The sequence below is a fragment of the Mesorhizobium sp. USDA 3734 genome (genome assembly GCF_056279665.1).
Map to the genome: position 1 here is coordinate 4153049 of NZ_JBWCCW010000001.1, position 20540 is coordinate 4173588.

General features: G+C 63.5%; 14 protein-coding genes and 1 pseudogene. 12 read left to right on the forward strand and 3 right to left on the reverse strand.

Annotated elements, in window-relative coordinates; translation table 11 throughout:
- The first annotated feature begins 22 nt into the window (after positions 1-22).
- The 12 genes from ACZ89F_RS20375 to ACZ89F_RS20430 all read left to right on the forward strand — a co-directional run bounded on the left by ACZ89F_RS20375 (position 23) and on the right by ACZ89F_RS20430 (position 15130).
- The gene (locus ACZ89F_RS20375; protein WP_476093794.1) at positions 23-712 is read left to right on the forward strand and encodes a hypothetical protein; all 690 of its coding nucleotides are present in this window, start codon (positions 23-25) and stop codon (positions 710-712) included.
- Positions 709-1038, forward strand: a complete 330-nt coding sequence (locus ACZ89F_RS20380; protein ID WP_476093795.1) for a hypothetical protein — start codon at positions 709-711, stop codon at positions 1036-1038. The genes ACZ89F_RS20375 and ACZ89F_RS20380 overlap by 4 nt, the downstream gene beginning before the upstream one ends.
- Positions 1039-1142: 104 nt before the next feature.
- Positions 1143-2039, forward strand: a complete 897-nt coding sequence (locus tag ACZ89F_RS20385) for a class II glutamine amidotransferase (protein WP_476093796.1) — start codon at positions 1143-1145, stop codon at positions 2037-2039.
- A 4-nt stretch (positions 2040-2043) separates the two neighbouring features.
- Positions 2044-2775, forward strand: coding sequence for a GltB/FmdC/FwdC-like GXGXG domain-containing protein (locus ACZ89F_RS20390; protein WP_476093797.1), 732 nt, complete (start codon positions 2044-2046; stop codon positions 2773-2775).
- A 6-nt stretch (positions 2776-2781) separates the two neighbouring features.
- Positions 2782-4110, forward strand: a complete 1329-nt coding sequence (locus tag ACZ89F_RS20395) for an FMN-binding glutamate synthase family protein (RefSeq protein WP_127255237.1) — start codon at positions 2782-2784, stop codon at positions 4108-4110.
- Positions 4111-4174: 64 nt separating this feature from the next.
- Positions 4175-5482, forward strand: a complete 1308-nt coding sequence (glnT, locus tag ACZ89F_RS20400) for a type III glutamate--ammonia ligase (RefSeq protein ID WP_476093798.1) — start codon at positions 4175-4177, stop codon at positions 5480-5482.
- A 36-nt stretch (positions 5483-5518) separates the two neighbouring features.
- Positions 5519-6772 carry a sarcosine oxidase subunit beta family protein gene (locus ACZ89F_RS20405; RefSeq protein WP_476093799.1) on the forward strand — a complete coding sequence of 418 codons (1254 nt, stop codon included), beginning with the start codon at positions 5519-5521 and terminating at the stop codon, positions 6770-6772.
- 17 nt (positions 6773-6789) lie between these two features.
- The gene (locus tag ACZ89F_RS20410; RefSeq protein ID WP_476093800.1) at positions 6790-7065 is read left to right on the forward strand and encodes a sarcosine oxidase subunit delta family protein; all 276 of its coding nucleotides are present in this window, start codon (positions 6790-6792) and stop codon (positions 7063-7065) included.
- Positions 7065-10046 (forward strand): sarcosine oxidase subunit alpha, encoded by a 2982-nt coding sequence (locus ACZ89F_RS20415; protein ID WP_476093801.1) that lies wholly within the window; start codon positions 7065-7067, stop codon positions 10044-10046. The genes ACZ89F_RS20410 and ACZ89F_RS20415 overlap by 1 nt, the downstream gene beginning before the upstream one ends.
- Entirely contained in the window at positions 10039-10668 is a 630-nt protein-coding gene (locus tag ACZ89F_RS20420) for a sarcosine oxidase subunit gamma (protein WP_476093802.1), read from the forward strand. Before ACZ89F_RS20415 ends, ACZ89F_RS20420 begins: the two co-directional genes overlap by 8 nt.
- Before the next feature lie 127 nt (positions 10669-10795).
- Entirely contained in the window at positions 10796-13165 is a 2370-nt protein-coding gene (locus ACZ89F_RS20425; RefSeq protein ID WP_476093803.1) for a DUF1989 domain-containing protein, read from the forward strand.
- Between the two features lie 255 nt (positions 13166-13420).
- Complete coding sequence (locus ACZ89F_RS20430; RefSeq protein WP_476093804.1) at positions 13421-15130, forward strand: APC family permease; 1710 nt, start codon at positions 13421-13423, stop codon at positions 15128-15130.
- Between the two features lie 81 nt (positions 15131-15211).
- Here the strand turns inward: ACZ89F_RS20430 and ACZ89F_RS20435 are convergent.
- The 3 genes and pseudogenes from ACZ89F_RS20435 to ACZ89F_RS20445 form a co-directional block, all read right to left on the reverse strand.
- Positions 15212-18353 (reverse strand): annotated as a pseudogene (locus tag ACZ89F_RS20435) (efflux RND transporter permease subunit).
- Between the two features lie 233 nt (positions 18354-18586).
- Positions 18587-19729, reverse strand: coding sequence for an efflux RND transporter periplasmic adaptor subunit (locus ACZ89F_RS20440; RefSeq protein ID WP_476093805.1), 1143 nt, complete (start codon positions 19727-19729; stop codon positions 18587-18589).
- Between the two features lie 51 nt (positions 19730-19780).
- Positions 19781-20386: a TetR/AcrR family transcriptional regulator gene (locus ACZ89F_RS20445; RefSeq protein ID WP_476093806.1), complete on the reverse strand. Its 606-nt coding sequence runs from the start codon at positions 20384-20386 to the stop codon at positions 19781-19783.
- Positions 20387-20540: the final 154 nt, after the last annotated feature.

Consider the following 20540-nt stretch of genomic DNA (forward strand, 5'->3'; position numbering starts at 1 on the left):
CGGGCGGGCCTGGCATGAGAAAATGTCCGAGGTGACATCAGCACTGCTTGCCGGGGCCATTGTCCTGGCTCTCGTCCTCCACCTTGCCTGGCAGGCGCGTGCCAGTCGCAACAGGGCATCGACGGCGCTCGCCTTCGAGCAGGACCGCATCCGCACAGTCATCGCCGACGCTGCCAATGTTTCGGACGGCACCGCCGGCGTCATCACCTGGGAAGGATCCTGGAACAGCCAACGCGTCCAGGTGCGCACCATCGTCGACACGCTGGCGACGCGGAAACTGCCGGCGCGCTGGCTCAGTGTTTCCCTCACCGAAGAGGTCGCGGTGCCAGCGACGTTCGACATGATGATGCGGCCGGGCTCGCCGACGACCTTCTCCAATTTCGATCACCTTGAGCATACGCTGCCCAAGGCCCCAGGATTTCCCGCCGAGGCGGTGCTGCGTACCGACCGCAGGGCGGCGCGCTTTCCACAAGGCCTCATCGCCAGCCATATCGAGATCTTCTCCGAGGGGCGCGCCAAGGAACTGCTGATCACGCCCAAGGGTATACGTATCGTCTGGCTGCTGGCCGAAGCCGAGCGGGCGCGCTATGGCGTGTTCCGGCAAGCCGAATTTGGCGACGCCACACTCGATCCCGCGCTGATCGAAAGACTGCTGGTGTCGGTGTCGGCGCTTCGCGACGCGATCAACAAAAGCGAACGGCAGGCCGCATGACCAATTCCGCCACTGCACCCACTCCCCCCGGCCCGTATCTGGTTCTCGGCGCGGCAATCGTGCTGCCGGCAAGCGGGCACGTCATTCTGGGCGTGCCGGTGCGCGGCCTGCAGTTCCTTTTCTTCATGGTGATCCTGGCATGGGTCACAGCCAAGATCGCGCCGCCGGACGCCAGCTTTGTCGGTCGTCACGCCGGCGGCTTCCTGATCTATGCCTTGTCGATCCTCGACGCTTACAAGATCGCCCGCATCCGCACCGCCAAATGGGTTCACAATGCCCAGCGAGACGGCGATAGTGCACAGAGCGGCATTGGGCCGCATACGTAACTAGAGGAAAAATTTTTTCATATGATTGAATTTATGGGACTCATTCGATACATCATCTCTTAGCTACAAACGATCTCTTAGCTTACAAATGCCGGGAGGCTGACATGTGTGGAATTGTCGGACTGTTTTTGAAAGACAAGTCGCTGGAACCCCAGCTTGGTGCGATGCTGTCGCAGATGCTGATCTCGCTCAGCGATCGCGGTCCCGACAGCGCCGGCATCGCCATTTATGGCGCGCCCTCCAAAAATGAGGCCAAGATCACCATCCAGTCGGCCAAGCCCGACCGCGATTTCCGCGGCCTCGAGGCGGAACTCGCCAAGGCCATCGGCACGCCGGTGACGATCGCGGTGAAATCCACCCATGCGGTCGTCAGGACCACGCCCGCCAAGATCGACGAGGCGCGCGAAACCATCCAGGCGCTGCGCCCCGACATCCGCATCATGGGTGCCGGCGACGTGGTCGAGATCTACAAGGAAGTCGGCCTGCCCGAGGCTGTCGTCGATCGCTTCGATGTCCGCAAGATGACCGGCACGCATGGCATCGGCCACACCCGCATGGCAACGGAATCGGCGGTGACGACGATGGGCGCGCATCCGTTCTCGACCGGCGCCGACCAGTGCCTGGTGCACAATGGTTCGCTCTCCAACCACAACAATGTCCGCCGCGAGCTGATCCGCGAGGGCATGAAATTCGAGACCGAGAACGACACCGAGGTCGCAGCTGCCTATCTCTCGTCGCAGATGGCGCATGGCAGGAATCTCGGCGAGGCGCTGGAAGGCACGCTCTCCGACCTCGACGGCTTCTTCACCTTCGTCGTCGGCACCAAGAACGGTTTTGGCGTGGTGCGCGATCCGATCGCCTGCAAACCCGCCGTGATGGCCGAAACCGACCAGTATGTCGCCTTCGGCTCGGAATATCGCGCGCTGACCAAATTGCCCGGCATAGACAATGCGAGGGTCTGGGAACCCGAACCCGCAACCGTCTATTTCTGGGAGCATTGAGTTCATGCCGGCAACCAAGCTTTCAAAGACTGCGGCGCACGACCACGCCTCGCGCATCTTCGACCTCGATGTATCGTCGCTGCGCGAGCTCAACCAGGCATTGCACAATCTCGCTCCCGGCTCGAACGAAACGGCATGGGAAGTGCTGCACCCGAAAGGCAGTCATTCGGTCGCCGTCGGTGTCGATCAGCCCATTACAATCGATGTGCGCGGCAGCGTCGGCTACTACTGCGGCGGCATGAATTCCGGCAGCACGATCACCGTGCATGGCTCGGCGGGCCCAGGCGTCGGCGAGAACATGATGTCGGGCTCGATCACCATCAAAGGCGACGCCAGCCAATATGCCGGCGCCACCGGCAAGGGCGGCCTGCTGGTCATCGAAGGCAACGCCTCGTCGCGCTGCGGCATTTCGATGAAGGGCATCGACATCGTCGTTCATGGCAATATCGGCCACATGTCGGCCTTCATGGCGCAGTCCGGCAATCTGGTGGTGCTGGGCGATGCGGGAGACGCGCTGGGCGATTCCATCTACGAGGCGCGGCTGTTCGTGCGCGGCAAGGTCGACAGCCTCGGCGCCGACTGCATAGCCAAGGAGATGCGGGCCGAGCATCTGGACTTGCTGCAAGGCCTGCTCGACCGCGCCGGCGTCACCGGCGTCAAGCCGTCGGAGTTCAAGCGTTACGGCTCGGCGCGCACCCTCTACAATTTCAATATCGACAACGCCGACGCGTATTGAGGCAGCATGACCTACAGGAACCCGCCGACGACGCCGCGCAAATCCGCGACCTTCGACGACTATACGCTCTCCGAGATCCGCCGTGCCGCGGCGACCGGCATCTATGACATCCGTGGCGCCGGCGCCAAGCGCAAGCTGCCGCATTTCGATGACCTGTTGTTCCTCGGCGCCTCGATCTCGCGTTACCCGCTCGAAGGCTATCGCGAGCGCTGCGACACCAGCGTCGTGCTGGGCTCTCGCCATGCCAAGAAGCCGATCGAACTGAAGATCCCGATCACCATCGCCGGCATGAGCTTCGGCTCGCTGTCAGGCCCCGCCAAGGAGGCGCTCGGGCGTGGCGCTACCCTGTCGGGCACCTCGACCACGACGGGCGACGGCGGCATGACCGAGGAAGAACGCGGCCATTCCAAGCAGCTGGTCTATCAGTATCTGCCGTCGCGCTATGGCATGAATCCACGCGATTTGCGCCGGGCCGATGCGATCGAGGTTGTCGTCGGCCAGGGCGCCAAGCCCGGCGGCGGCGGCATGCTGCTTGGCCAGAAGATTTCCGACCGTGTCGCCGAAATGCGCACATTGCCGAAGGGCATCGACCAGCGTTCGGCCTCGCGTCACCCCGACTGGACCGGACCCGACGATCTCGAGATCAAGATCCTCGAACTGCGCGAGATCACCGATTGGGAGAAGCCGATCTACGTCAAGGTCGGCGGCGCGCGTCCCTACTATGACACGGCGCTTGCGGTGAAGGCCGGCGCCGATGTCGTCGTGGTCGACGGCATGCAGGGCGGCACCGCGGCAACCCAGGAAGTGTTCATCGAAAATGTCGGTATGCCGACGCTTGCCTGCATCAGGCCGGCAGTGCAGGCGCTGCAAGACTTGGGCATGCACCGCAAGGTGCAGCTGATCGTCTCCGGCGGCATCCGCAACGGCGCCGATGTCGCCAAGGCGCTGGCGCTCGGCGTCGACGCGGTCTCGATCGGCACGGCTGCCCTTGTCGCGCTCGGTGACAACGATCCGCGCTGGGAGGCGGAGTATAACGAGCTCGGCACCACGGCCGGCGCCTATGACGACTGGCATGAGGGACGCGATCCCGCCGGCATCACCACGCAGGACCCCGAACTGATGAAGCGGGTCGACCCAGTAGCCGCCGGACGCCGGCTGGCGAACTACCTCAAGGTGATGACGCTTGAGGCTCAAACGATCGCCCGCGCGTGCGGCAAGAACAGCCTGCACAATCTCGAACCCGAGGACCTCGTCGCGCTGACGATCGAGGCAGCCGCCATGGCCGGCGTGCCGCTGGCCGGCACCAACTGGATACCGGGAAAGAACGGCTTCTAATCAACGAAGGGCCGAAGCCCGCACGCTCTGGGGCCAACAATCGACAAAAAAATGGGGAACTTCCGTGACAGCTGATCTTGCAGAATTCGCAAGGGCGAAAAACGTCAAATATTTCATGATTTCCTACACTGACCTGTTCAGTGGCCAGCGTGCCAAGCTGGTGCCGGCACAGGCGATCGCCGACATGCAGAAGGACGGCGCCGGCTTTGCCGGCTTCGCCACCTGGCTGGACCTGACGCCGGCACATCCCGACATGCTGGCGGTGCCGGATCCGGCTTCGGTGATCCAGCTACCGTGGAAGCCGGAAGTGGCCTGGGTCGCCGCCAACTGCATCATGGACGACAAGGAGGTCGATCAGGCGCCGCGCAACACGCTGAAGCGACTGATCGCGGAGGCCGCCAGCGACGGCATGCATGTCAAGACCGGCGTCGAGGCCGAGTTTTTCCTGATCTCGCCCGACGGCAAGACGATTTCCGACGAATACGACACGGCCTCAAAGCCCTGCTACGACCAGCAAGCGGTGATGCGGCGCTACGACGTCATCGCCGAGATCTGCGACCACATGCTGGCGCTCGGCTGGGGCGCCTATCAGAACGACCACGAGGACGCCAACGGCCAGTTCGAAATGAACTGGGCCTTCGACGACGCGCTGGCGACCGCAGACAAGCACTCGTTCTTCAAGTTCATGGTCAAGTCGATCGCAGAGAAGCATGGCCTGCGCGCGACCTTCATGCCTAAACCCTTCCAGGGCCTGACCGGCAATGGCTGTCATGCCCATATCTCGGTCTGGGACAAGGCCGGCAAGACCAACGTCTTCGCCGACAATGCGATGGAGCTTGGCCTGTCGGCCAAGGGCAGGAATTTCCTCGGCGGCATCATGAAGCATGCCTCCGCGCTGGCCGCGATCACCAACCCGACGGTGAATTCCTACAAGCGCATCAACGCACCGCGCACTATTTCCGGCGCGACCTGGGCGCCGAACACGGTGACCTGGACCGGCAACAACCGCACCCACATGGTGCGCGTGCCCGGCCCCGGCCGCTTCGAACTGCGCCTGCCGGATGGTGCTGCCAACCCGTACCTCCTGCAGGCGGTCATCATCGCGGCCGGCCTCGACGGCATCCGCTCGAAGGCCGATCCCGGCAAGCGCTACGACATCGACATGTACCAGCACGGCCATACGGTGAAGGGCGCACCGAAGCTGCCGCTCAACCTGCTCGACGCCTTGCGCGAGTTCGACAAGGACAAATCGCTCAAGGCGGCGCTGGGTGAGGAATTCTCGTCGGCCTACCTAAAGCTGAAGCACCAGGAATGGAATTCCTATGCTTCGCACTTCACGCAATGGGAGCGCGACCACACGCTGGACATTTAGTCGACCCAGCGACGCGAGCGACCTCGGAATGAACTGATGAAATATTCAATCTTCTCGCTCGCTCGCGCCGCCCTTTCCGGCCACAAGAACTGGCAACGCACCTGGCGCGATGCCACGCCGAAGGACCGCTACGACGTGGTGATCATCGGCGGCGGCGGCCACGGCCTGGCCACCGCCTGGTTCCTCGCCAGCGAGTACGGCATCAAGAATGTCGCCGTGCTCGAAAAAGGTTGGATCGGCTCCGGCAATGCCGGTCGCAACACCACCATCATCCGCTCCAATTATGGTCTTCCCGGCAACACTGGCTTCTACGAATTGTCGATGAAGCTGTGGGAAAGGATGGAGCAGGACCTCAACTACAACACGATGGTCAGCCAGCGCGGCGTCATCAATCTCTACCATTCCGACGCGCAGCGCGACGCCTATGCCCGGCGCGGCAACACCATGCGCATCAACGGCATCGACGCCGAACTGCTCGACCTCGCCGCGGTCAGGAAGATGATACCGTTCCTGAACTTCGACAACGCGCGCTTTCCCGTGCAAGGCGGGCTGTTGCAGCGACGCGGCGGCACGGCGCGGCACGATGCCGTAGTCTGGGGCTACGCGCACGCAGCGAGCGAACTCGGCGTCGACATCATTCAGAATTGCGAAGTCACCGGTTTTGTCAGAGACGCCAATGGCAAGGTGACCGGCGTCGAGACCTCGCGCGGCAAGATCGGCGCCGGCAAGGTCGGCATGGCGGTTGCCGGCTCCTCGTCGCGCGTGGCGGCGATGGCCGGCCTGCGCCTGCCGATCGAAAGCCATGTGCTGCAGGCCTTCGTCTCCGAGGCGATCAAGCCGCTCATTCCCGGTGTCATGACCTTCGGCGCCGGCCATTTCTATGTCAGCCAGTCGGACAAGGGCGGGCTGGTCTTCGGCGGCGACATAGACGGCTACAATTCCTACGCCCAGCGCGGCAACATGCCTGTAATGGAGGACGTCTGCGAGGGCGGCATGGCGCTGATGCCGATGATCGGCCGTGTGCGCCTGCTGCGCCAGTGGGGCGGCATCATGGACATGTCGATGGACGGCTCGCCGATCATCGACAAAACGCCGGTCGACGGGCTCTATATCAACGCCGGCTGGTGCTATGGCGGCTTCAAGGCGACACCAGGCTCCGGCTTTGTCTTTGCCCACCTTCTGGCGCGCGATGAATCGCACGAAGAGGCCGCACGGTTCCGCCTCGACCGGTTCCGGCGCGGTGCGATGATCGACGAAAAGGGCCAGGGCGCCCAACCGAACCTGCATTGAAGGCGGTCTAGAACAGCATGCGTATTGTCTGTCCCTTCTGCGGCGAACGCGAACTCGGCGAGTTCACCTATCTCGGCGATGCCAAACCGGTGCGGCCCGAGGCCGATGCCTCGGAAGACGAGGTCTTCGACTATGTCTATCTGCGCGACAATGTCGCCGGCGAGACCAGCGAATACTGGTACCATGGCGGCGGCTGCCGGGCCTGGCTGAAGGTCAGCCGTCATACGGTTACGCACGAGATTTCGTGGGTCGAACCGGCGGCGGGCGCTGGCGCCGCGAAGGTTGGTGCGTGATGGCCGCCACGCAGACACACCGGCTCGGCAATGGCGGTCTGATCGACCGTTCGGTGCCGCTGAACTTCCGTTTCGACGGCAAGGCCTTCTCCGGTTTCCAGGGCGACACGCTGGCCTCGGCGCTGATCGCCAATGGCGTCAAGCTGGTCGGCCGTTCGTTCAAATACCATCGCCCGCGCGGCATCCTGACATCAGGTTCGGAAGAACCCAACGCGCTGGTCGAGCTGCGCACGGGCGCAAGGCGCGAGCCGAACACCAAGGCGACGACGGCAGAGCTCTATGAAGGGTTGGAGGCCGCCAGCCAGAACCGCTGGCCGTCGCTGCGCCACGACGTGATGTCGGTCAACCAGTTGTTCGCGCCGATCTTCGTCGCCGGCTTCTACTACAAGACCTTCATGTGGCCGGCGAAATTCTGGGAAGCTATCTACGAACCGGCGATCCGCCGCGCCGCCGGCCTTGGCCGTGCCGCCGGCGTTGCCGATCCCGACCACTACGACAAGGCCTGGGCGCATTGCGATGTGCTGATCGCCGGTTCAGGCCCGACCGGTCTGGCCGCGGCATTGGCGGCCGGACGCTCTGGCGCCCGCGTCATCCTGTGCGAGGAAGATTTCACGCTCGGTGGCCGTCTGCTGTCGGACGGCGGCACCATAGACGGCCTGCCGGCAGCCGCATGGCTTTCGAAGACGTTGGACGAACTCGCAGCAATGCCCGACGTCCGCATCATGACCCGCACGACGCTGTTCGGCGTCTATGATGGCGGCACCTATGGCGCGATCGAGCGGGTCAACGACCATTTGCCCTCACCGCCCGAGCACCAGGTGCGTCAGCGGCTGTGGCGGATCGTGGCGAAGCGCTGCGTCGTCGCGGCCGGCGCCATCGAACGGCCGATCGTCTTTGCCGGCAACGACACGCCCGGCGTGATGATGGCCTCCGCCATGCGGACCTATGTCGCGCGCTATGCGGCGACACTGGCAAAGCGGATCGCGCTGTTCACCAACAATGAGGATGGCTGGCGCACGGTCGAGACGGCACTCAGTGCCGGCTTGCAGATCGCGGCGGTCATCGATGCACGGCCTGACGTATCGCCGGCGCATCGTTCGCTGGCCTCCAAGGGCGGCTTCCCGGTGCTGCACGGTTCCGTCAGCGGTGTCGATGGCGGCAAGGACGGCGTCAGGAAAATCGCGGTGTCGCTGACCGGCGGCGCACGCGCCGAAGTCGAAGCCGACGGGCTTGCCGTTTCCGGTGGCTGGAATCCGGCAGTCGGATTGACCTCCTTCCATCGCGGCCGACCGAGATGGCGCGACGATATCGCCGCCTTCGTGCCGGACGGCGCGCCTCCCGGTATGGTTGCCGCGGGTGCCGCCAATGGCGATTTCGGGCTTGGCGCCTGCCTGAGCCAGGGATTTGCCGCCGGCGCGGCAGCGGCACGTGACGCGAGGCACAACGACAAGGCGGGCATCGCACCTGTCGCCGACGACGAGGCTTTTTCGCTGACGCCACTCTGGCATGTCGCCGGCAAGGGAAAAGCCTTTGTCGACTACCAGCACGATGTCACCGCCTCCGACATCGAACTGGCGCAGCGCGAGGGCTTTGAATCGGTCGAGCACCTGAAGCGCTACACGACGCTCGGTATGGCGACCGACCAGGGCAAGACCTCGAATGTCGCCGGCCTCGCCATCATGGCTGCGGTCAGCGGCCGGTCGATCCCGGAGACCGGCACGACGATCTACCGGCCTCCTTACGTGCCCGTCGCCATCGGCGCCTTCGCCGGTCATCATCGCGACGAGACTTTCCATGCGACGCGGCTGACGCCGTCGCATCACTGGGCCGTGGAGCAAGGTGCAGTTTTTGTCGACACCGGTCTGTGGAAGCGGGCGCAGTGGTATCCGCGCGCCGGCGAGAAGGACTGGCTGGAATCGGTCACCCGCGAGGTCAAGGCGGTGCGCGGCGGCGTCGGCTTCTGCGATGTCTCGACGCTCGGCAAGATCGACGTGCACGGCCCGGATGCCGGTGCCTTCCTCGACCGCGTCTACATCAACACCTTCTCCAATCTTGCGGTGGGCAAGGCGCGCTACGGGTTGATGCTGCGCGAGGACGGCATCGTCTATGACGATGGCACGACATCACGGCTGGCCGAAGATCATTATTTCCTGACCACCACCACGGCCAAGGCCGGGCTGGTGATGCAGCATCTCGAATTCTGCCGCCAGGTGTTGTTCCCGGAACTCGACGTGCAGCTGACCTCGGTTTCGGATCAGTGGGCGCAATTCTCGATTGCCGGCCCGAAAACGCGAGACCTGCTCAGGGAAATCGTCGACCCGGCGGAAGACCTGTCGAACGAAGGCTTTCCGTTCATGGGCGCGCGCGAAGTCCGCTTGCGCGGCGGCCTCAAGGCGCGGCTGTTCCGCATCTCGTTCTCAGGCGAGATGGCCTTCGAGATTTCGGTGCCGGCCCGCTTTGGCGATGCCATGGCGCGCAATCTGATGCTGGCCGGCGCGCCGTTCGGCGTGACGCCCTACGGCACCGAGGCGCTCGGCGTCATGCGCGTCGAAAAGGGCCACATCGCCGGACCGGAACTGAACGGCACGACGACGGCGGCCGATCTTGGTCTGGGCAAGATGATGTCGACCAAGAAGGATTACATCGGCCGCGTCATGGCTGGTCGCGAAGCACTGGTCGCCCCGGACCGGCAGGTCGTCGTCGGCATCAAACCGGCCGACAAGGCACGCCGGTTGCGCTCCGGCGCACACATCATTCCGAAGGGCCAGACACCCGGCCCAGGCAATGACCAGGGCTACGTCACCTCGGTCTGCTTCTCGCCGACGTTGGATCAATGGATCGGGCTCGCGCTTGTCGAACACGGGCGCGAACGCATCGGCGAGATCGTGCGTGCGCATGATCCGCTGCGCGGCGAAGACTATGATGTCGAGCTGTGCAATCCCGTCTTCTATGATCCGGATGGAGGGCGCCAGCGTGGCTGAGTTTTCCTGGGCCCCTCGCAGTCCGCTCGAGCATGCGCTTGCCGCCGGCGCGCATGGTGCACGCGGCGTCGAGGCCGGCGTTTCGCTGACCGAGATCCGCAATTTCGACCTGATCCAGGTGATGGCGCGGCGCGGCAAAGGGGTCGAACTGGCGAAAGCGGCCAAGGCCCGTTTCGGCGTGGCGCCACCGGATGCACCGAAAGCGATCCAGGCCTCGGATGCCACATTGATCTGGTCAGGGCCCGATCAGTTTTTCGTGCTGTCGAAAAGCGGCAAGCACACGATGCAAACGCTTGCGCCGGCATTGTCCGGTCACGCCTCGCTGTCGGATCAGTCGCATGCGCGCGTCCTGATCAACATCTCCGGCGCCAAGGCGCGGACGATGCTCGCCAAGCTGTCGTCGATCGATCTGCATGCGGGAGCGTTCCCGATCGGCGCTGCTGCCGCGACGTTGATGGACCACACCAGCGTCACGCTCTGGCGCGGGAATGATCGGCCGGGTGGCCTGGCGGTGTTCAATCTGCTGGTGTTTGCGACGTTTGCCGAAAGCCTTTGGCATACGATGCTCGACTCGGCTGCGGAATATGGAGTTGCTATCAGCCACTCTGAGGAACTGGCGTAGAATTTTGCCAATGCCGGCAACGCGCTGCATGGCACCTCCGCCTTGCCAAACGCGATCGCACTGCTATTCTTGCTGCTAAAATAATTTCACGTACAGGCAAACTTGTTTCTCTAACCGCAAGGCTGAGATGAGCCAGTCGCCCTACCCCGCAATTGCAGCCGGACCACCGCGCCCGAGCCTCATCCTGAGGCCCGGCCAGATCGCGCTGCCACCGGGCATGGAGCGTTATACGATCCAGGGCAATGGCGCGCTGCTCATCGAGATCGAAGCCGGCGACACGATCACCGTGCGCAATGTCGAGGGTGGCCAGGCCTGCGAACTTCTGGCCTGGGACAAGACCGGCGCGACCGACCCCGGCATTTTTGGGGAAACATCGAACAGCAACGCAGCCGGCATCAAGACGCTGTTGGTTGAGGGCGACGACAGTCTCGCATCCCTGCGGGGCGGGCTCGCGCGCCGTCAGGTGCAACTCGATCAGGCCAAGGCGGTGCGCGTGTTCGGCGGGGCGACGCCGGCCGGCACCGAACAGGCCTTCACGATTGCGCGCGATGGCTCGATGGTCATCGCCGCCCCTGGTGGGCCGATGCTGGTCGACGGTCACGACACGGCAACGCCCCTCACCGTCATCGTCCGCCGCGCCACGATCCGTCCGGCGGCGAAATCGCAGCTGGCCGACCCGCTCGCCGATCCGGTGCTCGATTTGCGCGTCCATTCAGCGACGGCGGAATCCTATTTCGTCAAGGCGGGCGATTATCTGCAGATCATCGATGTCGACGGCCGCCAGTGCACCGACTTCCAGTGCTTTTCGGCGCGCAAGCTCGACAAGGGCCGCGATCATCCGCTCGACGTGACGACGACCCGCACGCTGATGGGGTCGAGCTATCCAATGCCCGGCCTGCATTCGAAATATTACGACCAGGACATGGAGCCGCTGGTCGAGGTGGTGCAGGACACATGCGGCCGGCACGACGCGTTCGCGCTCGCCTGCGCGGCGAAATATTACGACGACATCGGCTATCCCGGCCACACCAACTGCTCGGAAAATTTCAACCGTGCGCTGGCCGACAAGGGCGTCACGCCCCGCGCCGGCTGGATGGCGATCAACTTCTTCTTCAACACCGCGATCGACGCGCATGGCGTCATGGTGTCCGACGAGCCATGGTCACGGCCGGGTGACTATGTCCTGTTGCGCGCGCTCACCGACATTGTCAGCGTTTCCTCCGCCTGCCCCGACGACACGACGCCGGCCAATGGCTGGAACCCGACCGACATCCATGTGCGGACCTATTCCGGCCAGCACAAATTCTCGCGAGCGATCGCCAGACGCATGACGCCTGATTCGGAACCGAAGATGACCCGCGAGACCTCATTTCATTCGACCTTTGCCAAGCACACCCGCAACTTCGTCGAGTACAAGGGTTATTGGCTGGCTAATTCCTTCGCCAAGGACGGGCCGATCGCCGAATACTGGGCCTGCCGGCAGGACGCGGTCATTATGGACCTGTCGCCGCTCCGCAAATTCGAGGTCACCGGCCCGGATTCCGAGGCGCTGCTGCAGTACACGCTGACCCGCGACGTCAAGAAGCTTGGCGTCGGCCAGGTGGTCTATTCGGCCATGTGCTACGAGCATGGCGGCATGATCGACGACGGCACGCTGCTGCGGCTGGGCAAGGACAATTTCCGCTGGGTCGGCGGCGATGATCTGTCGGGCGAATGGCTGCGCGAGACGGCGACGAAACTCGGCCTCAACGTGCTCGTGCGTTCCTCCACCGACCAGATGCACAATGTCGCCGTGCAGGGGCCGAAGAGCCGCGACATCCTCAGGGAAGTGATCTGGACCTCGCCGCTGCAGCCGTCGATCGACGAACTCGAATGGTTCCGTTTCGCCGTCGCCCGCATCGGCGGCGGCAACGGCATTCCGGTCGTCGTCTCGCGCACCGGCTATACAGGCGAACTCGGCTACGAGATCTGGTGCCATCCGCGCGACGCCGAAAAAGTGTTCGACGCCATCTGGGAAGCCGGCCAGCCGCATGGGCTGAAGCCAATGGGGCTGCAGGCGCTCGACATGGTGCGCATCGAGGCCGGGCTGATCTTCGCCGGTTACGAATTCTCCGACCAGACCGACCCGTTCGAGGCCGGCATCGGCTTCACCGTGCCGCTAAAGAGCAAGACCGACGATTTCATCGGCCGCGAAGCGCTGATCCGCCGCAAGGAGCACCCGCAGACAAAGCTGGTCGGCCTCGAGATCGACGCCAATGTCGCTGTCGGCCATGGTGACTGCGTGCATGTCGGCCGCGCCCAGATCGGCGTGGTCACCTCGAGCACGCGCTCGCCAGTGCTGAACAAGAACATCGCGCTGGCCAGACTCGACGTCACCCATTCGGCCATTGGCACCGAGGTCGAGATCGGCAAGCTCGACGGCCATGCCAAGCGACTGCCGGCGCGCGTCGTTGCCTTTGCGCATTACGATCCGCAGAAGACCAAACCGCGCTCCTGACGGCCACTTTCGCGACGAACAGACCGGTCGGTCGATGACGTCGCCGAGTGTGTGAGTCCGCGTGCTCACAAGCGTGATGTGCACGGCTTCACAAAACGCTTGACCTGAAAGCGCGCCGGATCAATCTTCACTGTTAAGAAAAAAATGCGACTGAGTGGAAACACCGGCAGCCGCGCAAAGCATGCGTCGATGATGAAGCCTCGCGAAGTCGCGGCCGTCACGAACGGGGAACATCAAAATGGGGAACAAAGACACATGAGCACAATTGCGACTGCACTGGAGCAGCCGGCGGAAAGCAAGCTGCACCGGAATATCGACTGGCGCGGCGCCTTCTGGGTGGCGAGCGGCGTGCCTGCCCTCGTCCTGTTTTCGATCGGCGGCATTGCCGGCACGACCGGCACGCTGGCCTTCGGGATCTGGATCGCCTCCATGATCATGGGCTTCCTGCAATCCTTCACCTATGCCGAAATCGCCGGCCTGTTTCCGAACAAGTCGGGCGGCGCCTCGATCTACGGCGCCACCGCCTGGCTGCGCTATTCCAAGTTCATCGCGCCGCTGTCGGTGTGGTGCAACTGGTTCGCCTGGTCGCCGGTGCTGTCGCTCGGCTGCTCGATCGCCGCCGCCTATATCCTCAACGCATTGGCGCCGGTGCCGCTGTTCATCGATGCCTCGCCGGATGTCGTCGCCTATATAGCCGCGCATGCCGGCACCAGTGCCGCCGACGCCATCACGGCGGTGACTGCCGCCGCAACGCCGGCGATCCGCAACTGGACGCTTTACAGCCACACGCTGGGACCGGTCTCCTTCACATTCAACGCGACCTTCTTCATCGGCGCGGTGCTGATGCTGATCATCTTCGCCATCCAGCATCGCGGCATCCTAGGCACGGCCAATGTGCAGAAATATATCGGCCTGCTGGTCATCATCCCGATGCTGATCGTCGGCGTCGTGCCGATCGTCACCGGCCAGATCAACTGGGCGAATTTCTCGCCGCTGGTGCCGCTGGCTGCAGCCTATGCGCCTGAGCCCGGTGCCTGGAACATTGCCGGCTGGACACTGGTGCTTGGCGGCATGTTCATCGCAGCGTGGTCGACCTACGGCTTCGAGACTGCCGTCTGCTATACGTCCGAGTTCAAGAACCCCGGCACCGACACGTTCAAGGCGATCTTCTATTCCGGCCTTCTGTGCATGCTGCTGTTCATCCTGGTGCCGTTCACCTTCCAGGGCGTGCTCGGCCTGAACGGCATGCTGGCGACACCGATCGTCGACGGCTCCGGCGTCGCCGATGCCTTGGCCGGCATGGTCGGCGGTGGCGCACTGATCCACAGCCTGTTGGTGATGCTGATGATCCTGGCCTTGGTGCTGTGCATCATGACGGCGATGGCCGGTTCCTCGCGCACGCTCTACCAGGGCTCGGTCGATGGCTGGTTGCCGCGCTATCTCAGCCATGTCAACGAACATGGCGCACCTACGCGGGCAATGTGGACCGATCTGGTCTTCAACCTGATCGTGCTGGCCATCGCCTCGGCCGACGCGACGAGCTTCTTCTTCATCCTCGCCGTGTCGAACTGCGGCTACATCATCTTCAACTTCCTCAACCTCAATGCCGGCTGGATCCACCGCATCGACAATGGCCATATCGCGCGGCCGTGGAAGGCGCCGAGCTGGCTGCTCGGGATCGGAGCGATCTTCGCTTATGTCAATGCGATCTTCATGGGCGCCGGCGCCAAGGTGTGGAACCCGATGGCGCTGTGGGCCGGCCTGATCACGGCGGCACTGATCATCCCGGTGTTCTGCTTCCGCCACTATATCCAGGACAAGGGAAAGTTCCCCGACCATATGCTGGCCGACCTCGGCATGGCAGGCGCCGACCTCTCGGTCAAAAAGGCGGGCATGCTGCCCTATCTGACGCTGGTCGCCGGCGTGGTGGTGATGCTGCTCGCCAACTGGTATTTTGTCATCTGACGTATTCTTGAAATGTCGGCAGGCTGAGACCCGCAACAGAAAAGACAATCGGCCGGTCGAGATTCGACCGGCCGATATCGTTCATTCAGCAGCCAGAGCGAGTTGGGGCCTTTCGGCTTCTTCGCTTGATGCCACATCGTCTTCCTTCTCGACGACCTTCTTGGGCTCCCGGCCGAAGAACAGGGCATAGCCCGCCGGCAGCACCAGGATGGTCAGTATGGTGGCGACGACGATGCCGCCCATCATGGCGTAGGCGAGCGGCCCCCAGAACACGGCGCGCGAGATCGGGATCAGGGCCAGCACGGCCGTCATCGCCGTCAGCACGATCGGCCGGAACCGGCGCACAGCCGAGCCGATGATCGCTTCGGAGCGTTCCATGCCCTTGGCAATGTCCTGATCGATCTGGTCGACCAGGATGATCGAGTTGCGCATGATGATGCCCAGCAACGCGATGACGCCGAGAATGGCGACGAAACCGAACGGCGCGCCGCTGATCAAAAGGGCCGCGGCAGCACCGATGATGCCGAGCGGACCGGTCGCCAGCACCAGCATCGCCTTGCCGAAATGCTGCAGCTGGATCATCAGGAGCACGACGATGATGGCCAGCATGATCGGCGCCTTGGCGGCGATCGAAGCCTGGCTTTCCGCCGAATCCTCCGCACCGCCCTGGATCTCGACCTTGTAGCCGGGCGCCAGCCCGTCACGCAGGCCCTGCATGTCCTTGTAAAGCTTGGTGACGACGTCGTTGGATTGCACGCCGTCGGGCAGAGTTGCCCGCACGCTGATCGTCGGCAAGCGGTCGCGGCGCCACTCGATGCCTTGCTCCAGCACCGGGACAACCTTGGCCACTTGCGACAGCGGCACGAAGCCGCCGAAGTCGGTCGGGATATAGACAGAGTCGACCGAGGACAGCAGGCTGCGGCTGGCATCCGGCTCGCGGGCGACGATGGACACCGTCTCCTCGCCGTCGCGGAAGTCGTCGAGCGGGGCGCCGGACATCGATGCCTGCAGCATCTGGCGGATGCGCTGCGAGGTGACGCCGAGCGCGCGGGCGCGATCCTGGTCGATAACCAGTTTCATCGCCGGCACGGGTTCGAGCCAATCGTCATGCACGGCGCCAAGCAGCGGATCCTCGCGGAACTTCGCCTTCACCTGGTCGGCAATGCGGCGCACCTCCTGCCGATCCGGCCCCATGACGCGCATCTGCACCGGCCAGCCGGTCGGCGGACCGAGGAACAGGCGGTCAACCTTGGCGCGGATCGACGGGAAGTCTTGCGCCAGGACGGTGCGCAATTTGACGATCAGCCGCTCGCGGGCCGGTTCGTCATTGGCCATGACGAGCAGCTGGGCGAAATTGGGATTGCGCAGCTGCTGGTCGAGCGGCAGGAAGAAGCGCGGCGCGCCTTCGCCGATATAGGTGGCGATGAAACGCTTGTCCTTGTCATCCATCATCTTGTTTTCAAGCGCCTTGGCCTGCGCCTCGACTTCCTTGATGCTGGTGCCTTCCGGCAGCCAGAGGTCGACGAGGATTTCCGGCCGCGACGATTGCGGGGAAAAAGTTCTGCGGGATGAACTGGAACGCCCACAGGCTGGTACCAAAGGTGACCAGCGTCATCACCAGGACGATGATGCGATGGCGCACCGCCCAGCCCACCGTAGCGCGAAGCCGGCGGTAGAAGCGCGTGTCGAAGACATCATGATGGCTACCGGCATGCTTGCGCTGCTTGAGGATCATATTGCCGAGCCATGGCGTGAAATAGACCGCGACGAACCACGAGACGATCAGCGCGATGCCGACGACGTAGAACAGCGTGCGGACATATTCGCCGGCCGTGGACGCCGCGAAGCCGACCGGAATGAAGCCGGCGGTGGTGATCAGCGTGCCGGTCAGCATCGGGAAGGCGGTCGAGGAATAGGCGAAGCTCGCCGCCTCGACCTTGACCAGCCCCTCCTCCAGCTTGCGCTCCATCATCTCGACGACGATCATGGCGTCGTCGACAAGCAGGCCGAGCGCGATGATCAGCGCGCCGAGCGAGATGCGCTGCAGATCGATGCCGATCTCGTACATGATGGCAAAGGTGGCGGCGAGCACCAGCGGAATGGCGATGGCGATGACCAGGCCGGAACGCCAGCCGATCGACAGGAACGAGACGACGAGCACGATCAGCAGCGCTTCGCCGAGCGCATGCATGAATTCGGCGACCGCATCCGTGACGACGCCCGGCTGGTCGGAAATCTGGTCGACCGAAACGCCATAGGGCAGCGTCTCCTCGAAGCGCTTGTAGGTGGCCTCGACGTCCTTGCCGACATCGGTGACCTTGAAGCCCTTGGCCATGACGACACCAAGCTGCACGCTGTCGTGGCCGTTGAAGCGGTATTTGCGCTGGAACGGATCTTCAAGCCCCGATGTCACCGTGGCGATGTCGCCCAGCCTTGTGACCTGGCCGCCGGCGCGCAGGCGCAGGTTCCTGATGTCCTCGACCTTGCTGACATCGCCCTCGACGGAAATGCGCACCGAATTGGTACCGGTGTCGACGGAGCCGGCCGGATCGACATTGTTCTGTCCCTTGATCGCGTTCTGCAGATCGGTCAGCGTCAGGCCGCGTTCGGCGAGCGCCTTGGACGAGACGTCGATATAGAGCTTTTCCGGCTGGTCGCCGATGATGACCGCCTTCTCGACGCCCGGCGTCGTCAAAAGCATGTCGCGTGCCTGGATGGCGAATTTCTTCAGCTCGGGATAGCTGAAGCCATCGCCGCTGATCGAATGCAGGGTGATGAAGGTGTCGCCGAACTCATCGTTGAAATACGGGCCGAGCAGGCCTTGTGGCAGGTCGCCCTGGATATCGCCGACCTTCTTGCGCACCTGGTAGAAGGCGTCCGTGACTTCGGCGGCGTTGGTGTCGCCCTTGATCTGCACCGTGATGATGGCGCTGCCGGCGCGGGTGAAGGAGCGCACGAAGTCGAGATGCGGCGTCTCCTGCAACTTGCGCTCGATCTTGTTGACGACCTGGTCTTCCATCTCCTTGATCGAGGAGCCGGGCCAGATCGCCTGGACGACCATAACCCGGAAGGTGAAATCGGGATCTTCCTTCTGGCCCATGCGCATCAAGCCGAGCGCGCCGGAAATGATGATCAGACCGAACAGGAACCGCGCAATGGACGGATGGCCGATCGCCCAGCGCGACAGGTTGAAGGGCCGCTTTTCTTCCGTGGAATTGGTCATCAGTGGTCGTCCACTTCGTTTGATCGTCAGCGCGCCGATGCCAATGTCCTGGCGCGGAACAAAATCGAGGTCCGGTAGTGGCTTCCGGGCGGCAAGGCTCTCCGAACGGAGAAACGCTCATCGCGGTGGGACGCGAAAATCGATGTGGGGGTTACATCAATCGAGCGCCTCGGTTTGGGCGCTTGCCGCCCGGAAACCAGCGGCTGCGGGAACGCGCAGCCGGTTGTCTGTCGTCAGCGCACCTGCTTGGCGTCGCCGTCTGCCGCGGATGCGGACTGCAGTGCCGCATCGCCGGCGAGTTTCACCTTCAGATTCTCGGTCATGAACTGCGTGCCGGCAGCGACCACGACGTCGCCGGGCTTCAGTCCCTCGGCAACACGCACGCCATCGGCGGCGAACGCAGCGACCTTGACCGGACGGGCATGAACGGTGTCGGCGCCGCGATCGACGGTCCAGACGATCGACTGCTTGCCTTGCTCGGCCAGTGCGCTCAGCGGGATCGACACCAGCTGCCGCTCATTGGCCGCCGAGGCTTCGATGCTGGCGGTCATGCCGAGAAGCACGCGCGGATCGTTGGGCAGGCTGACGCGGACCGCAAAGGTGCGCGACTGCGGATCGGCGCTGCCGGCGACCTCACGGACCTTACCGTCGAGCGCCAGGGCGTCGTCGGACCAGAAGCCCGCCTTGACGATCTTGCCCGGCTTGAATTCGGCGATCTCCATCTCCGGCACGGCGATCAGCACTTCCTTTTCACCGTCGACGGCAACGGTGACCACCGGCGCGCCGGAGCCGACAACCTGGCCGACATCGGCGCTGACCGCGGTGACGATGCCGTCCCTGTCGGCCTTGAGATCGGTATAGCCGACCTGGTTCCTGGCCTGGGCAAGCGCCGAGCGAGCGGAATCGCGGGTGGCGACAGCCTGATCGTAGCTCAGGGTCGCCTGCTCGAGCTGCGATTTCGGCGCGAACTTCTTGTCAAACAGCTGCTCGGCGCGCTTGCGGGATAGCTCTGATGTCTCGACCTGCCGATCGGCGGCATCAAGTGACGCCTGCGCACTCTTGACCGACAGGTCGTAATCGATGGGATCGATGCGGGCGAGCACATCGCCCGAGGCCACATGCTGACCGATGTCGACGAGGCGCTCGGTGATCTTGCCGTTGACGCGGAAAGCCAGTGCGCTTTCGGTGCGGGCGCGCACCGAGCCGGAATAGGAGAGCGTGCGGGTGTCATGCGCCTGGGCGATCTCGACGACCTTGACCGGGCGGATGATGTCCTTGACTTCGGCTTTCTCTTGGCTGCAGCTCGCAAGCCCGAGCGCGGCGACCATCAGGCCGGCAACCGGCAGCTTGCGGAGGATGGAACTGGACAAAGACATATTGGTACTCCCGACTGGAGATAAACGGTCGACACCGGCGTTCGGCGGCTATTACTTCAGAGCTCTGATCGCATAGTCGATCAGATCGTCGGGCATCGCCCGGTTGGTCTTGGCAAGGCATTGCGCCACCATCTGCGGATGGCACAGGATGACGGTCGCGGCGCCGAAGCAGCGCGACGCGATCACCGGATCCTGCTCCCTGAACTCACCGGCCTCGATGCCGTCGCGGATCACTTCCGCAAACAGGTCGTGAATGCTGTCGACATGCTTGTCGATCACGCCCCAGTCGCGTTCGAGGGCGACGATGACCATCTCGTGGACCTTCTGGTCGTCGAGCATGACCTCCATCGTCATCTTGTATTGCGCATGCACGTAGCGCCGAAGCCGCTCCTCGGCGCTGATCGGCAAATGGGTAATCTCGTAGGCCATCTTGTAGCTGGCGCCGAGCATCCGGCCGCAGACGGCCTGGTGGATTTCCACCTTGGAGGCGAAGAAACGATAGATGTTGGCTGGCGACATGCCGAGTTCACGGGCAATGTCGGCGACATTGGTCTTGCCGTAGCCATAGTGCCGGAACAGGCGCTCGGCGCAGTCGAGAATGCGCGTCACATTTTCCTGTCGGGCGACGTCGGCGACTATGTTGGCGGCTTCGGACATGATCCTCTGTCAACTTACGAGTGACGAATTTCGATTTTCATCAGTCGTAAATCGAAATGAGCGGCCTGTCAATGCGGATTCTGTGTACGCGTACGATTGGTGACAGATGGTGACAGAGAGGGCCTGCTGTCGGCCACCACGCGCTTCGTCATCC

Bases quoted from the DNA above. Each gene is read 5' to 3' on its own strand.
- ACZ89F_RS20375 (WP_476093794.1), top strand. From the start codon at position 23: ATGTCCGAGGTGACATCAGCACTGCTTGCCGGGGCCATTGTCCTGGCT.
- ACZ89F_RS20390 (WP_476093797.1), top strand. From the start codon at position 2,044: ATGCCGGCAACCAAGCTTTCAAAGACTGCGGCGCACGACCACGCCTCG.
- ACZ89F_RS20430 (WP_476093804.1), top strand. From the start codon at position 13,421: ATGAGCACAATTGCGACTGCACTGGAGCAGCCGGCGGAAAGCAAGCTG.
- ACZ89F_RS20405 (WP_476093799.1), top strand. From the start codon at position 5,519: ATGAAATATTCAATCTTCTCGCTCGCTCGCGCCGCCCTTTCCGGCCAC.
- ACZ89F_RS20440 (WP_476093805.1), bottom strand. From the start codon at position 19,729: ATGTCTTTGTCCAGTTCCATCCTCCGCAAGCTGCCGGTTGCCGGCCTG.
- ACZ89F_RS20415 (WP_476093801.1), top strand. From the start codon at position 7,065: ATGGCCGCCACGCAGACACACCGGCTCGGCAATGGCGGTCTGATCGAC.
- ACZ89F_RS20425 (WP_476093803.1), top strand. From the start codon at position 10,796: ATGAGCCAGTCGCCCTACCCCGCAATTGCAGCCGGACCACCGCGCCCG.
- ACZ89F_RS20395 (WP_127255237.1), top strand. From the start codon at position 2,782: ATGACCTACAGGAACCCGCCGACGACGCCGCGCAAATCCGCGACCTTC.
- ACZ89F_RS20385 (WP_476093796.1), top strand. From the start codon at position 1,143: ATGTGTGGAATTGTCGGACTGTTTTTGAAAGACAAGTCGCTGGAACCC.
- ACZ89F_RS20380 (WP_476093795.1), top strand. From the start codon at position 709: ATGACCAATTCCGCCACTGCACCCACTCCCCCCGGCCCGTATCTGGTT.
- ACZ89F_RS20410 (WP_476093800.1), top strand. From the start codon at position 6,790: ATGCGTATTGTCTGTCCCTTCTGCGGCGAACGCGAACTCGGCGAGTTC.
- ACZ89F_RS20445 (WP_476093806.1), bottom strand. From the start codon at position 20,386: ATGTCCGAAGCCGCCAACATAGTCGCCGACGTCGCCCGACAGGAAAAT.